At 38.0% G+C, this 14,033-nt stretch carries 17 protein-coding genes and 1 pseudogene; 17 read left to right on the top strand and 1 reads right to left on the bottom strand.

Annotated elements, in window-relative coordinates:
- The first annotated feature begins 8 nt into the window (after positions 1–8).
- The 8 genes from DWZ44_RS04140 to DWZ44_RS04105 all read left to right on the top strand — a co-directional run bounded on the left by DWZ44_RS04140 (position 9) and on the right by DWZ44_RS04105 (position 7,215).
- The gene (locus DWZ44_RS04140) at positions 9–2,075 is read left to right on the top strand and encodes a peptidase domain-containing ABC transporter (protein WP_158565822.1); all 2,067 of its coding nucleotides are present in this window, start codon (positions 9–11) and stop codon (positions 2,073–2,075) included.
- Positions 2,076–2,583: 508 nt separating this feature from the next.
- Complete coding sequence (locus DWZ44_RS04135; protein WP_117804266.1) at positions 2,584–3,255, top strand: DUF6973 domain-containing protein; 672 nt, start codon at positions 2,584–2,586, stop codon at positions 3,253–3,255.
- 132 nt (positions 3,256–3,387) lie between these two features.
- The gene (locus DWZ44_RS04130; protein ID WP_117804265.1) at positions 3,388–3,762 is read left to right on the top strand and encodes a helix-turn-helix domain-containing protein; all 375 of its coding nucleotides are present in this window, start codon (positions 3,388–3,390) and stop codon (positions 3,760–3,762) included.
- Positions 3,763–3,778: 16 nt separating this feature from the next.
- Complete coding sequence (locus tag DWZ44_RS04125) at positions 3,779–4,507, top strand: LytR/AlgR family response regulator transcription factor (protein WP_117804264.1); 729 nt, start codon at positions 3,779–3,781, stop codon at positions 4,505–4,507.
- Positions 4,494–5,801, top strand: a complete 1,308-nt coding sequence (locus tag DWZ44_RS04120) for a sensor histidine kinase (protein WP_117804263.1) — start codon at positions 4,494–4,496, stop codon at positions 5,799–5,801. Before DWZ44_RS04125 ends, DWZ44_RS04120 begins: the two co-directional genes overlap by 14 nt.
- A gap of 100 nt (positions 5,802–5,901) precedes the next feature.
- On the top strand, positions 5,902–6,336 hold the full coding sequence (locus DWZ44_RS04115; RefSeq protein WP_117804262.1) for a hypothetical protein: 435 nt from the start codon (positions 5,902–5,904) through the stop codon (positions 6,334–6,336).
- Positions 6,337–6,476: 140 nt separating this feature from the next.
- Positions 6,477–6,626 carry a cyclic lactone autoinducer peptide gene (locus DWZ44_RS04110; protein ID WP_117804261.1) on the top strand — a complete coding sequence of 50 codons (150 nt, stop codon included), beginning with the start codon at positions 6,477–6,479 and terminating at the stop codon, positions 6,624–6,626.
- Position 6,627: 1 nt separating this feature from the next.
- Entirely contained in the window at positions 6,628–7,215 is a 588-nt protein-coding gene (locus tag DWZ44_RS04105; protein ID WP_117804260.1) for an accessory gene regulator B family protein, read from the top strand.
- Positions 7,216–7,371: 156 nt separating this feature from the next.
- Here the strand turns inward: DWZ44_RS04105 and DWZ44_RS04100 are convergent, their stop codons facing one another.
- Positions 7,372–7,734: a helix-turn-helix transcriptional regulator gene (locus tag DWZ44_RS04100; protein WP_117804259.1), complete on the bottom strand. Its 363-nt coding sequence runs from the start codon at positions 7,732–7,734 to the stop codon at positions 7,372–7,374.
- Between the two features lie 613 nt (positions 7,735–8,347).
- Here DWZ44_RS04100 and DWZ44_RS04095 point away from each other — a divergent pair.
- From DWZ44_RS04095 to DWZ44_RS04055, 9 genes and pseudogenes are all read left to right on the top strand, one after another.
- Positions 8,348–8,758 (top strand): sigma factor-like helix-turn-helix DNA-binding protein, encoded by a 411-nt coding sequence (locus DWZ44_RS04095; RefSeq protein ID WP_117804258.1) that lies wholly within the window; start codon positions 8,348–8,350, stop codon positions 8,756–8,758.
- A gap of 7 nt (positions 8,759–8,765) precedes the next feature.
- The gene (locus DWZ44_RS04090) at positions 8,766–9,005 is read left to right on the top strand and encodes a helix-turn-helix domain-containing protein (protein ID WP_117804257.1); all 240 of its coding nucleotides are present in this window, start codon (positions 8,766–8,768) and stop codon (positions 9,003–9,005) included.
- A gap of 379 nt (positions 9,006–9,384) precedes the next feature.
- The gene (locus DWZ44_RS04085) at positions 9,385–9,534 is read left to right on the top strand and encodes an SHOCT domain-containing protein (RefSeq protein ID WP_117804336.1); all 150 of its coding nucleotides are present in this window, start codon (positions 9,385–9,387) and stop codon (positions 9,532–9,534) included.
- A 69-nt stretch (positions 9,535–9,603) separates the two neighbouring features.
- Positions 9,604–11,391: a recombinase family protein gene (locus tag DWZ44_RS04080; RefSeq protein ID WP_117804335.1), complete on the top strand. Its 1,788-nt coding sequence runs from the start codon at positions 9,604–9,606 to the stop codon at positions 11,389–11,391.
- A pseudogene (locus DWZ44_RS04075) lies at positions 11,327–11,683 on the top strand (23S rRNA (uracil(1939)-C(5))-methyltransferase RlmD); the annotation flags it as partial. The gene DWZ44_RS04080 and the pseudogene DWZ44_RS04075, both read left to right, overlap by 65 nt.
- 119 nt (positions 11,684–11,802) lie before the next feature.
- Entirely contained in the window at positions 11,803–12,624 is an 822-nt protein-coding gene (locus DWZ44_RS04070) for a ParA family protein (protein ID WP_055228680.1), read from the top strand.
- Entirely contained in the window at positions 12,581–13,507 is a 927-nt protein-coding gene (locus tag DWZ44_RS04065) for a ParB/RepB/Spo0J family partition protein (protein WP_117499051.1), read from the top strand. The genes DWZ44_RS04070 and DWZ44_RS04065 overlap by 44 nt, the downstream gene beginning before the upstream one ends.
- Before the next feature lie 12 nt (positions 13,508–13,519).
- Positions 13,520–13,795, top strand: a complete 276-nt coding sequence (locus DWZ44_RS04060; RefSeq protein WP_006775625.1) for a DUF5720 family protein — start codon at positions 13,520–13,522, stop codon at positions 13,793–13,795.
- Positions 13,796–13,818: 23 nt separating this feature from the next.
- Positions 13,819–14,010, top strand: a complete 192-nt coding sequence (locus DWZ44_RS04055; RefSeq protein ID WP_006775626.1) for a hypothetical protein — start codon at positions 13,819–13,821, stop codon at positions 14,008–14,010.
- The last annotated feature ends 23 nt before the right edge of the window (positions 14,011–14,033 follow it).

Here is a 14,033-nt window from a genome sequence, read left to right as displayed (position 1 = left end):
TGATTCTTTTGAAAGTTATATTACAAACAAATCAATCTGATTGTTTATTAGCTTGTGCTGCCATGATAATGGAAACATATGGTTGTAAGATTCCGGTTTATAAACTAGTAGAAAAAGTTGAACTTTCTATGGCTGGAAGTACAGTATTGCAATTGAAGGAGACACTAGAAGAATTTGGATTCACCGTCAATGGATATAGATTGGATAAAGAAAAATTAAATCAAACCCAATTTCCGCTAATTGCATATGTAAATAATGGGCATTTTATAGTGATCAACAAAGTAAGAAAAAACCGTATAATAGGAATTGATCCTGCAATAGGGAGAATAGGGTATACAATTGATGAGTTTAGCAAAATGTACAGTGGGGTAGTTATAAAAATACAAAAGTCTAATTTAACTAGCACCCAGGTAAAATCATATCAGACAAATATTTTGTCTCCTTTTAAAAATAAAAAAATTGTCCGCATACTAATTGGTTTGTTCGTAGCATCCATTTTTACACAAATTGTAGCGATGTCTTATTCTTATATGTATTCTGTAGTGGGTGAGGGTGGGACATATTATGAACTTGTTGTTTTAATATTATTGGCAGTTTTATTACTTGGTGTGGGCAGTGTTTTACAAGGAATTCTTACAAAAAAATTTAATATACTTTATGAACAAATTTTTGGTAACAATTTGATTGATAAACTAATGGATAAAAATTTCAAGTTTTTTTCTTTTAGAAGTAATGGAGATTTATTATACCGTATAAATGCAAGAGGCACTATTAAGGATGCTTTATTACTGAAATTAGTTCCCTCTTTTATAGCTCTCTGTACTATTGTCTTTGTTCAAGGAATACTATTTGTGCAAAGCTTTTTTTTAGGCACCATTTTTTTATTGGCCGTTCTTTTGTATTTGTTTACCTACATCGGGATCAGTCGAATTGCGTATATGGAGAGTAATAAATATACGCAAAAAATAATACAACTCAATACGACAAGTGAAAATATAATTCGGGGCATTTCGACGATCAAGGTATTAAATGTTGAAAAAATATTTATGGATAAATGGCACAACGAAAATCAAACGCAAGCAGAGTGCTATGGACAATTGGTTATTATACAAAGTATTCAGAGTGTTATAACCAATATCTTCACATATATAGTTCCTATAGCAGTAAGTATAATTAGCATTATTAGTAATGAAGATAAAAGTATTTTTAGTCAGATTGCTTTGCTCCCTTTACTCTATTTAGTAGTTCAAAATGTTGTGGTTATTGGTCAGGCTTGTAATTCAATTTACACTGTTTTACCTAATATAGATAAAACAAAAGAATTAATAGATGATGAGTTTATGAGAGATAATGAGAGACATTTCAAAAATCTCAATAATAATATAGAAATTCAAGTAAAAAATATGTTTTATCATTACGGAAGTTTTAAATGCCTTGATAATGTAAATATAACAATTGAAAAAGGGAAAAAATATGCTGTTGTCGGAGTGTCTGGAAGTGGAAAATCCACATTGCTAAAAATATTAGCAAATCTCTTAAATGATTATCAAGGAGAGGTGTCATTTAATCTAAGCAGCACTCAAAAACCTATATATTTGGATCAAGATACGACAATTATGGATGGAACAATCTTGGAAAATGTATTGTTGGGACAAAAATGTACAAATGAAAGATTGCTAGCAGTTAGTAATGCTACAGGAGTAGATGAAGTAGTGAAAATGCAACCACATAACTGGGGAACCGAAATATCAAAAGGCAAAAATCTGTCTCGTGGTCAAGAACAAAGGGTATGTCTTTCTAGATGTTTAGTTAAAAATGCAGATATATATCTATTAGATGAAGCGACCAGCAACATTGATGTAGTTGATGAGGAACGTATTATGAAAGCGCTTATTGGAGAAGGAGGATTATTAGAAAAAAAGACAGTACTAATTTCAACTCACAAACTCAATATGATCAATTATGTTGACGAAGTTATATACATAAAAGATCGGAAAGTCTATCAAGGATCTCATGAACAGTTACTGGAGAGTCTACAATCATACAATGCATTTATAAATGGTAAAGTTAAGTAATTTAATCTATACTGATTGGCACACTTCAGATGTAAATGACTGAATCCGGATTTCATTGCAGCTCATTTGATGTCAACTATTTTTTGGACAATGTTAACCGCACATTAATTCATTAATAAATAGCTGAGTTTTTTCCCTTATTCATTAGGAATGATGTTATGAGTTTCAAAACTCCAATCCAATTAAGTGAGTTTAATGAGTGCCCAGAAAATTATTATAGAGCTTCAAATGGTTGGTCTGTTAAGATATGTGATTATATCACCAGACAATCTCAAGGGATTTTTTCATGTTTTTTAATATTGCGAATTATAACAAATGATTTTGTTATCCCAGCAAGATGGAATAATTAAGGAGATACCTTTTGGAAATAATTACAATAGTTCTCGATAAAATTACATGATTAAAAAAAAGAGTAAAATACAAGATATAATAATGAACAGATTAAAAAAAGTGACACTTTCAGTTTTGAAGTGGTATTTGAAGTAAGTGAAAGGAGTAATTGGAAACTATGAAGAAAAATCTATTACTTATTTTGGCATTAGTTGGAACACTGGGAATTGCCTCGCCGTTAACAGTCTTTGCAAGCAATGGTAATCAGAAATTAACTGTGTCTGATAGCATAAGTCAATCCGCATTCGAAGAAATGATTAATGAAATCGAAACTATCAAATCTGAGAATCCTGGATTATCTGAGGATGAAATCCTGGAATTGATGGACAATAGGCATTCATCTTCTCTTGAAGAGAGAGGAATCATAGATATATGGAATGCTCTTACGGATTCTGAAAAAACTCTTTGTATTCGTTATCCTTTTGATGCATTAAAAGTGAACACTGCAAGAAATATTGCAACAGAGCAGACAGAACGAAAATTTGGCTGTAACGGTTTGGGCGATCGGAGCGATGCATTTCGACATGGAATTTGGAATGCAGAGATGACAGTCCTTATCGGATCGGAAAAGGCTGAATTATTTGCGACTGCTCATGAAGATAAAGATGTCACCGGTAATGAATCGGATGGATATCCTAAAACAGCACATCGGGATATGGATTTACATAACAACGAAGTGGGAAGAGCAATAGGAGAAGAGAATAGTGAAAGGTCAGAAGATGAAATGGCAGATATTATTTATCAGGACATCTGTTCTGAAGAAACACAATTTATATGGTTGCATGATTAGGAGGTGAGCAGTGCGTTAGCGCTGCTCATTTTTGTTCGATAAAATGATGTAATTGAATACCTCTATTATTTGTATTGTTGTCGGCTAGTTAGGGTAGCATATAACTACAATATGATTAAGAGGTAATCAACTATGGAGAGTCGAATCAAACAGCTTCGTCAGAAACGGGGAGTAATACAGGAAATTCTTGCGGCAGAATTAGGAATAACACAGCAGATGCTTAGCAAATATGAAAGGGATGTTACTTTAATTAAGGTGGATATTCTTAAGAAGATAGCTGCGTATTTTAATGTGACGACAGATTATTTGCTGGGTGTTTCAGATGTAAAAAGGGATATAAAGGGACAAATGAAAGTAAATGAAACACTGGATGCATACTATGATCTGGTAGAAGTCTATAAGGACTTAGATTCATATGATCAGGAAATGATATGGTCAATTATTCAAACAGTTAAAAAAACAAGTGACAAGCGAAAAAAGGATAATATGCAGACAGTAGAGAAATAGAAGAGAGTGAATAGGAATGCTGAACATAGCAATTTGTGACGATGATATTCAAATAGCAGGGCAGATGGAAATGATGATCCAGAATATTGCAAAAAGAAATTATGTTGATACAGATATAGAGGTATTCTGGAATGGTAAAAGTCTAGCGGATACCGTGGCATCAGGCGATAGTTTTGACATTATTTTCTTAGACATTGAAATGGATAAAGAAGATGGGATTTCAGCAGCGAAAAGGATTCGGATATATGATAAAAATGTTTTGATAATTTATGTTACTAGCCATGAAAACCACATGAAGGAATCTTTTACGGTCCGGCCGTTCCGGTTTCTGGTAAAGCCGGTAAATGAGAACCAAATGGAGGAATGTTTTAAGGATGCCTACGAAGACATATGCAGTGAAGATTTTTACTTCCGTTTCAGTTACCAGCGTATCAACCATAAGGTGCTCATCCGGGATATCTTATATTTTGAGAGTGATAAGCGGAAAGTGCATGTTGTGACGGAAGATGAGATTTTTGAATTATATGGAAAATTGAACGAGATAGAGAATAGTTTAAAAGAATGTAAAGTATCGTTCCTGCGTGTCCATCAGTCTTATCTTGTAAACTATAAACATGTAAAGGGACAGTCTTATGATTTTGTAGTTATGGATAATGAGAAGAAGATTTCCATTAGTGAGGATAGAAGAAAGATGATTAGTGAGCAGTATTGCTCGATGGAGGATACGTTTTATGTGGGTGAATAGCATTCTAGGTTATGGGGCCGATATATTACTGAGCTTTTATGCAGTATATCTGTTCTTTTGCTATTTTGACATTTTTTTCAAAAGAAAAAAAGATAAAAGATTATCAGTAATTGGTTTGGTGGTATTTGTTTTATGGCAGATGGGAATATCTACAATTATCAACTTTCCCGTGTATGTTAATATTGTGGTTACGATTATTGTTACATGGTTCGCAGTTTTAATTGTTTATGAAGGGATGTGGTGGAACAAGTGTGTGTTTGTGATTGCTTTCAATGCAATCTGGATGTTCATGGAAACGCTGTGCAATTACATCCTGATGATTTATTGTGAGAAATATGCCTATGTTCAGCCGCTTGGATCACTGATATCAAAGACCTTTTTCTTAGTATTGATTATTGCGTTGAAAGCAGTATTTATGGACGATGAGATAAAAGAACTCCCGGTCAGAAATAGTATCATGCTCGTTTTAATTCCGATAGGAAGCATCTATATTATGAACAATATATTTATGCTTGGTTTTTCGGTAAATAATAATCAAGCCCGCATTAATTCCGCAATTACAGTAATCATTTTGTTGGGGATGAATGTGTTGATATTCTATATTTATATGAAACTGGCAGATGATCTGCGACTGAGAAGGATGACAGCAGTATATGAACAACAACTGGATCTGTGCGAACGGCATCAGCAGGAAAGGGAACTTTCTACTCTTCAGCTGCGGGATGTACGGCACAATATGAAGAACAATCTTGTATCAATCCTTGCTTATGCAGAAAATGGAGATTGTGAAAAGATTATTGGTTTTGTCCATGAAGTCTTGGGTGAGAGTGGAATGAAAATTGCCACCGTTTCGAATAGTGGGAATATTGTAATTGACTCGTTGCTTGGTTATTGGTATGTAACCGCTCAGAAGATGGGAATAGATTTTAGGGTTGATATATGTATCCCCATGATCATGCCGTTTAGGGGAGCGGATATTTGTCTGATTCTTGGAAATTTATTGGAAAATGCTGTAGAAGCGTCACAAAAGGCAGATGGAAAGAAATATATAAAGGTCAGGATGAAGTATGACAAAAATAATCTGTTGATATTTGTGACGAATAGTTATAAAGGTAAATTGATCAAAACAAAAAACCAGAGACTGAAATCAACAAAACTTGATGCAGGAAATCACGGCGTTGGACTGTCCTCTGTATACCGAGCGACTGCAAAATATAATGGAACTGTAGTGATTGATGATTCAGTGTCTGAGCGGTTTGGAATCCGCATATTACTATATGGAAACCAGGAATAATTACATCAACACTCGTAATTATTACATGAAAAATTGTAAGGGGGGAAAAGTGGTAATATAAAATAATAGATTGGTGTTTTGGGTATTGTGGGGATTTAATATGGAGACAGTATTGTTATTTTGTGATGATGAGAAATTATTTGATATTACAAAACGAATAACAGAAGGAAAATATAAGTTGGTAAGGCGGACTTATCACAATTTGAAAACAAACAGGTATCCATTTGCGGATGTTGTTATTATGTACTTTGACAGAGCAAAGATGAAAAAAAGCACTTTTGAATTTATAGTAAAGGTAAAAGGGGAATTGGGACAATTAGTACCAATTCTTGCAGTTATAGAGGAAGGAAGTGCGCAGGATATTTTTTCAGTACTGGAAGCAGGGATCTTTGATTATATAGAAGTAACGGACAACTTACAGAAGTATGCAAAAAAGATAGAGGAACTTTTTCTATGGGGCTGGTATTTGAGAAAATATGAATTTTTGGAAAAAAGGGGCTGTCGGGAAATAGATAACCTCAAACAGGAGCAGTGATCTGGATAGATCATTGCTTTTTTCGTATAAATATATTTTTAGGAAAAAATTACATGAACACTCGTTTTTTTTACAAGAGAAAAAAGATATGAATCTTTTGTGTTAAAGTATTGAATATCAAATGAAAGGAGATTTCTATTATGAAATTAAAAAAAGTAAAGAATCAGTCAGCAAAAGCATTGGCTAATGTATCCCTGAAACTTGGTAAAATGTCAGCAGACAGCGCATGCTGCTATATCTATCATCAGCCAAAGATGCCGGAGGCGCTGAAAAAGATGAAGCGTTTTTAATATGAAGCGTCTATCGGAAAAACTGACGGCGTATGTTATCAATGCCGGTGTAGTTTCTGAGGAATTATATGCAGTATATCAATATGGTTTTCAGATAGGGCTGGAAATGTTGTGCTGCTTTGCATTCTGTTTAGGCATAGCGATATATCTGCATATGATTTCACAATTTATTGTTTTTACCGGGATATTTATGTTGTTGCGCACCTATGCAGGAGGGATTCATCTGAATAGCTTTGGTGCATGTTTTTTCTGTTCGGTGGCTGTACAGACGGCGGCTTTGCTGGTTAGCGCTAGGTTCCGGTTCCCTATATGGGGAGCATGGACTATCATTATAGTAATATTTATTTTGATTTGGAAGCTGGCTCCGGTAGACAGTATCAGCCGAGAACTTGACAGCGAGGAGAAGATACATTGCAAAAAGGTGACAATGAAAATTATTGTTGGAATTTTGATATTTACAGGATGTTGTACTGTCTGTAGAATGGATGAAATTGTGTCCCTGATCGCATTGACAGCATTAGTTGTATTTATCTCCCAGTGCATGGGTATAGTAAAATATGGTGTAGAAAAAAATAGTATCAAAGAATAACCTGGATTCTTTTCAAAGTATCGGGGTTATTTTTCATGCAAAGCATTGTTTGGTTATGTGACAGATTGTAAAGAACTGTAATCTAAAAAACTTCGATAATGGGATATAGAGCAAAGGAAACTAGAAGTAACAAGATGAGTCTTTGCCCTACTGGTTTCACTCTGAATTATCACTGTGATTATGCTGAAGCGTTAGGAGTTGCTCCGCCAGATAATCCAGTGTGCTTAATAGAATTTTGCGGTTTTCAGGGATACAGGCTTGGAATTTTCCTATGAACCGCTGGATCTCTTCGTCCGTATCAGATATTTCCGGGTTAAACAAAGTATTGGCAGAAATACCAAGACGTTTGATTAAGGGATAGAGAATCTCATAGGAAGGATTTATTTTTCCTTTTTCAATCATTTGGATTGTTTTAATCGCCACATGGGACTGATCTGCGAGATCTTGTTGCGTAAGATTACAATCCTTTCTTGCCTGACGAATACAGTTTCCTAGATAATTCAGCTTGTCTTTCGGCATAATCATTCACCTCATATCTATTTTATCTTGCCGATTTTGGTTTTAACATAACATAATGTTTCGTATATAATAGGCAATATTATGCCGATATAAAAAGAAATAAATGTAGCCATGCGGAAGGCAATAAAAAAAAACGGCTTTTCACAGCATGGCTTATTTGTATTTCATGGCCATCTATGTTCTGCCGTTGGAAGGAATATAGGTGGTATTTGTTTTAAAGAAAAGGCAAAGTCTTAGTCTAAATAAAGTATTAAAAAAACTCTGTCTGCGGGTGGGCTGCCTTATATCTTTCAAAGAGTATTATTATACCTATTTTGTTGGCATAAAATTTCATGTGTTCAAAACTTAGTAAGCAGCGCCAGGAAGCTTAAAAAACTTCCTGGCGTTATTTTTTGTCGAAATTTGTGGAACTTTCTCCATAAACCACGAAACCGTGGGCCTCCAATCATCAGAGAAAAATTCTGATGAAAGGTTTTGGAGAAGTTGGAGAAAAATTTTTTAAAATATTTTTTCGCTTTTTCGATTTTTTATCGGTTTCTCTTCTGTCCTCGCTGTGAAAGGGAGGATCAGGAGTCTTTTACTACGGCTTTAAGCAGAAGGGAGGTGATCCCTTTTGAAACTGAACCGTCAGGAAAAAGAAATCGTGCAGAGAAAATTTTGCACTTATTGCATCAAAGTTCTGCATGGAGAGGCACTGAATTATCTTGATGAGCTGGAACGACAGAGAGAACGGGAAGTGACTTTTTCTGAACTTCTGCAGAAAGATCTGGATGCTCTGTATAGCTGTGACGAGTATGATATGGCAGATTATTTCACCGTTATGGGCAGGCAGGTGCCTGTCCGTGACGAGTGGATCAGCATGGCACTAAAAAAACTTCCTGTAAAAAAGCGGGAAATTATTCTGATGCTTTATTTTCTGAATATGACAGAGAAAGAAACCGCTGATTGTCTGAAATTGGTACAGAGTACCATCCATTATCATAAAGATGATTCTTTAAGGCTTTTGAGAAAATTAATGGAGTGATTTACATATGAAATCAAAGCAATACAGAAAGATGCCGGAGTTTGAAGTTATCCAGGCAGCTATCGAAGGTGATGCCGAAGCAATCAATCAGATACTTTCCTATTTTCAGCCATTTATCAAAAGTGAATGCAGGAGAGAATACAAGGATGAATTTGGGAGAATCCATTATGTGACCGATGAATATATGAAAAGGCGGCTGGAGACAAAGCTGATTACGAAAATTTTGGATTTTAAAATCCGGCTTTAAGTTGAAAGGCAGGAATATTCCCTTTCTATTCCTGCCTTTGAAGGCGTTGTACCTTGATAAGTGAATATTTTAACCTGCAGGACGTAAAGAAACAGTGGAGCCGGGTAGCAGATACGCCAGGATGATTCAACATCAATGCTTACTTTGCGACATCATGTCGTAAAGTTTGTACATATAGACAGGAGAGAAATTGAAGATGGATAGGAGCGAGAAAATATCATGCTATGAGCAGAGGGTGGGAACTTTGTGGCGAAGATTCTGTTTCTAATAATGATACTTCCGGAGAGGCTGTTCCGGTCTGAAAAGATGGTGAGATACCAATGAGGCTGTTCCCCCACAGCCGCCTGCAGGATTTTTTGCGATGAAAGGGGAGAATGAAATGGATACAAAAAAATTACTGCGATATACAATGCAGTTGGCTATGTTAAAGCAACTTTTAACAAAAAAATTGATAGACGAAAATGAGTATTTGTTGATACAGAAAAGACTGATGAAAGATTATGGTGTCGTTTCCAATATTACCGCTTGACGAATCGTTTGTGCTGATCTATAATAAACTCAACACTACGATAGGAATACAAAAATGAAGGAGCGGAAAATGGAAATAGAGTTGATTAAGGCAAATGACTTTTCTGACGGTTCTTCCAGAAGGCGTATAGAACGGTTGAGGGTTGCTGCCTATTGCCGTGTGAGTACGGATGATGAGGATCAGATAAAAAGTTATAATTCTATGGTGAGATATTATACAGATCTCATTCAAAATAACAAAGAGTGGGTTTTTGCAGGTGTTTATGCCGATAAAGCTATTACAGGAACTAAAACGGATAAAAGAGATGAATTTCAACGGCTAATTCAAGATTGTATGGATGGGAAAATTGATTTAATCATCGCAAAAAGTATCCCACGATTTGCTAGAAATACGCTGGATACTTTAAAATATGTCCGTATGCTAAAAGAGAGAAATATCGCAGTCTACTTTGAGGTAGAAAAAATCAATACCTTAAAAGATGGTGAATTTCTAATGACAATCCTAAGTTCTGTGGCACAGCAGGAAGTCGAAAATACTTCTGCTTATGTGAAAAAGGGATTAAAGATGAAAATGAAACGGGGAGAGCTTGTTGGTTTTCAGGGGTGTATGGGATATGATTATGATGTGGCTACAAAATCTATTTCCATTAACGAAGAAGGGGCAAAGGTTGTCCGCTATATATTTGAACGTTATGTAGCGGGAGCTGGAAGCACTATGATAGCCAGAGAGCTAAATGAACAGGGGATAATGACAATAAAAGGAAATCCCTGGGTGTCATCCAGTATCATGGGAATTATAAATAATGAAAAATATAAGGGCGATATTTTGCTGGGAAAAACATTTACAGTCGATCCTATCTCAAAAAGACGATTAGAGAACTTAGGGGAGGAAGATCGGTATTACATACATAATCACCATGAACCGATTATTTCTGAAGAAATGTTTGCGAGAGCACAGGAGATCAGAAGCCGCAGAAACGGAAACCGTAAGCATGGTGCTATACCGGGGAAACGGGAGAAATTCAGCCGACAGTATGCTTTCAGCTGTTTGTTGGAATGTGGGTTCTGTGGGGGAAATCTTTCACGCAGACGTTGGCACAGCAATTCAAAGTATAAGAAAACCATATGGCAGTGTGTGAAGGCCACCAAAGAGGGGAAGCGGTTCTGTCCGGATAGTAAAGGAATCCCGGAGCAGGTAATAGAAGAAGCTTTTGTGGAATCATATCGGATGCTTTGTAGAGATAATAAAGATGTAATAGAAGAATTTCTGAAACGTACGGAAAAAGCGCTTGAAGAAAATTCTACAGAGGATCAGTTGAATAAGCTGCAAAAAAAGATTGATAATCTTTCATATAAGAGAAAGAAGCTCTTGGATAATTATTTGAGCGGCATTGTTGAAAAGGATATTTATGAAGAAACAGATGTAAACCTTAAGACAGATTTAAGCAATACAAAAGCTAAGTTGGTGTATTTTCAACAGCAGGCGGATGAAGAAGGTTCTCTGCAAAGGAGAATCGCAGATTTTAAGAAAGCACTGTCTCAAAATGAGGTGTTAGAGGAGTTTGACAGAGGTATATTTGAGAGTATAATTGAAAAGGTAATCGTTGGCGGTTACGATGAATACGGAGAAAAAGATCCCTATAAAATTACTTTCATATATAAAACAGGATTTAAAAACGAAATTGGAAATGCAAAAAAGCGGTTTGGAAAATCTGCTGGTGTCGTGGACAAAGCGAAAAAAATGTGTTCCGATGTCAGTGACAAGGTAAAGGATGTGTATTCCAATGTTAGTGACAACACATGTGGAGACGGTAGTTCTTTTATCCCACAAAAAAGCCGACAGTTATATCCACATTGATGTGGAGTTTGGAGAGGGCGAGGGCAAGATTCCGGTAGATAGTATTGCTAAAAGAGCCGAAGCGTATAAGCCCAAAGAAAAAGTGACCTACAAAATGATTAAGGAGTACATAGAAGCGAAATACGGCTTCAAGGTACATACCGCATATATCGCAGAGGTAAAGCGAAATTTGGGATTGCCGATGTATGATGCTCCTAATGCGGTAGAAGAATTGAAACAGCCGAGGAAACATCCGACACCAGAAAAGGTAGAAGCAATCAAAGATGCACTTCGTTATTTTGCAGTGATATAAAACTTTACTTACAATCGAATATTTCTTACATAGCCGTTTATTCATTTATTTGAGTAAGCGGCTTTTTTCATCCCTATTTTTCGGAATAGGGATATTTTTTGTAGAAGGAGGAGGTTTATTTGAACACGCAAATCATCGCCATCGCCAACCAGAAAGGCGGCGTTGGCAAAACAACAACCTGTGCGAACTTGGGAATAGGTCTGGCACAGGCCGGAAAGAAAGTGCTTCTGATCGACGGGGACCCACAAGGAAGTCTGACAATCAGCTTGGGAAATCCGCAACCGGACAAGCTGCCATTTACACTGTCGGATGCAATGGGCAAAATTCTGATGGATCAGCCTATACGCCCCGGAGAAGGTATTCTGCATCATGCAGAAGGCGTTGACCTGATGCCTGCGGATATTCAGCTTTCCGGTATGGAGGTTTCTCTGGTAAACGCCATGAGCCGTGAAACGGTTTTACGGCAATATCTGGACACACTGAAGGGACAATATTCCCATATCCTGATTGACTGTCAGCCCTCGTTGGGGATGCTTACGGTCAATGCGCTGGCGGCTGCGAACAGGATCATAATTCCCGTTCAGGCAGAGTATCTGCCCGCCAAAGGACTGGAACAGCTTTTATCTACGGTCAGCAAGGTAAAACGGCAGATCAATCCAAAGCTCCAGATTGACGGTATACTGCTGACGATGGTGGATAACCGCACCAACTTTGCCAAAGAGATTGCTGCTTTGCTGCGGGACACCTATGGAAGTAAAATCAAAGTCTTTGGAACGGAGATTCCACACTCTGTCCGTGCAAAGGAAATTAGCGCAGAGGGAAAAAGCATTTTCGTCCATGACCCTGGCGGTAAGGTGGCAGAGGGGTATCGAAATCTGACGAAGGAGGTGTTGAAACTTGAAAAGCAGCGCGAAAAAAGTAGAACTGGCATCGGTAGATGATCTGTTTTCTACGGAGGAGAGCCGTGCCGATGCTCAGAGAGAAAAAGTAGTAGAAATCCCGCTGTCGGAACTGCACCCGTTCAAAGGGCATCCATTCAAAGTCAAGGATGACGAAGCCATGATGGAGACCGCAGACAGTATCAAGCAGTATGGCGTTCTGGTTCCGGCGATTGCTCGACCGGACCCGGAGGGCGGTTATGAGCTGGTAGCCGGACACAGGCGGCACAGAGCCAGTGAGCTGGCAGAAAAGGAGACCATGCCGGTCATTGTTCGGAATTTGGATGATGATGCCGCCACGATCATTATGGTTGACAGCAACCTGCAACGAGAAAGTCTGCTCCCCAGTGAAAGAGCATTTGCCTACAAGATGAAGCTGGATGCCATGAAACATCAGGGAGAGCGAGTTGATTTAACTTCGTCCCAAGTTGGGACGAAGTTGAGAGCCGATGAAATATTGGCTCAGCAGGCTGGTTCAAGCAGAAATCAAGTTCAGCGCTATATCCGTCTGACAGAGCTGATTCCTGAATTGATGGATATGGTGGATGAAAAGAAGATTGCCCTGAACCCTGCCTATGAGCTGTCCTTTCTCAAAAAGGAGGAACAGGTAGACCTGTTGGACGCGATGGACAGCGAACAGGCTACCCCTTCTCTTTCTCAAGCTCAGCGGCTCAAAAAATACAGTCAGGAGGGGCATCTGACCCTCGATATGATGCGTGTCATCATGGGTGAGGAAAAGAAAAGTGATCTGGACCGAGTGACATTTACCTCCGACACTTTGCGGAAATATTTCCCCAAAAGCTATACGCCCCAGCGGATGCAGGAAACCATTATCAAGCTGCTGGAGGCATGGCAGAAAAAGCGTCAGAGAGACCAGGAACGATGAAAGGAGCCGCCTATGAGGGATATTTCAGCCCGTGAGCTGAAAGGACACAACATTCTCGCCGTAGAGAGGTTTTGGGATAATACCCGCTGGATGATCGAGTTTTCCGTCCTGCGTCCCAGCACTGCTTACGGCAGCCCCGGAGATGAAATGCGGTTGTTTTTGACTGAGGACGGGTATCAGGCCGCCCTGCAAAGCCAACAGCGCCGGGAGATCAAAATCAAGCGTTACGCTCGTGTGATTGAGGGACATATCCTCGATTTCAAACCGGGAAAACGCCGCCGCTCATAAACCCATACAACGAAAGGAAAGGAATGACTATGTGTACGGTAAAGGAAATTCAAGAAGCAATCCGGGAAGATTGCAAATCTCAGCATGACATGGATTCAACGGATATTGACCGCGTGATGCAAACACTTCCTTTCGCCCAGGAGGAGCCATTTACAGAGGCGCGTCCCCAAAAGCCGCTGTTTTGGTTCTATGCAAGAAAATTTGAAAAGCGCTGAACACCGCAATTCTTTGAAATGAG

Source organism: Blautia sp. AF32-4BH, assembly GCF_003460565.1.
Lineage (GTDB): Bacteria > Bacillota > Clostridia > Lachnospirales > Lachnospiraceae > Fusicatenibacter > Fusicatenibacter saccharivorans.
The sequence above is the reverse complement of the archived record's forward strand: the minus strand, read 5'-3'. Positions and strand labels throughout refer to the sequence as shown.

Coding starts and splice junctions, on each gene's coding strand:
- DWZ44_RS04130 (WP_117804265.1), top strand. CDS start 3,388: ATGGAGAGTCGAATCAAACAGCTTCGTCAGAAACGGGGAGTAATACAG.
- DWZ44_RS04105 (WP_117804260.1), top strand. CDS start 6,628: ATGAAGCGTCTATCGGAAAAACTGACGGCGTATGTTATCAATGCCGGT.
- DWZ44_RS04110 (WP_117804261.1), top strand. CDS start 6,477: ATGAAATTAAAAAAAGTAAAGAATCAGTCAGCAAAAGCATTGGCTAAT.
- DWZ44_RS04100 (WP_117804259.1), bottom strand. CDS start 7,734: ATGCCGAAAGACAAGCTGAATTATCTAGGAAACTGTATTCGTCAGGCA.
- DWZ44_RS04085 (WP_117804336.1), top strand. CDS start 9,385: ATGGATACAAAAAAATTACTGCGATATACAATGCAGTTGGCTATGTTA.
- DWZ44_RS04060 (WP_006775625.1), top strand. CDS start 13,520: ATGAGGGATATTTCAGCCCGTGAGCTGAAAGGACACAACATTCTCGCC.
- DWZ44_RS04055 (WP_006775626.1), top strand. CDS start 13,819: ATGACTATGTGTACGGTAAAGGAAATTCAAGAAGCAATCCGGGAAGAT.
- DWZ44_RS04135 (WP_117804266.1), top strand. CDS start 2,584: ATGAAGAAAAATCTATTACTTATTTTGGCATTAGTTGGAACACTGGGA.
- DWZ44_RS04115 (WP_117804262.1), top strand. CDS start 5,902: ATGGAGACAGTATTGTTATTTTGTGATGATGAGAAATTATTTGATATT.
- DWZ44_RS04120 (WP_117804263.1), top strand. CDS start 4,494: ATGTGGGTGAATAGCATTCTAGGTTATGGGGCCGATATATTACTGAGC.
- DWZ44_RS04080 (WP_117804335.1), top strand. CDS start 9,604: ATGGAAATAGAGTTGATTAAGGCAAATGACTTTTCTGACGGTTCTTCC.
- DWZ44_RS04125 (WP_117804264.1), top strand. CDS start 3,779: ATGCTGAACATAGCAATTTGTGACGATGATATTCAAATAGCAGGGCAG.
- DWZ44_RS04090 (WP_117804257.1), top strand. CDS start 8,766: ATGAAATCAAAGCAATACAGAAAGATGCCGGAGTTTGAAGTTATCCAG.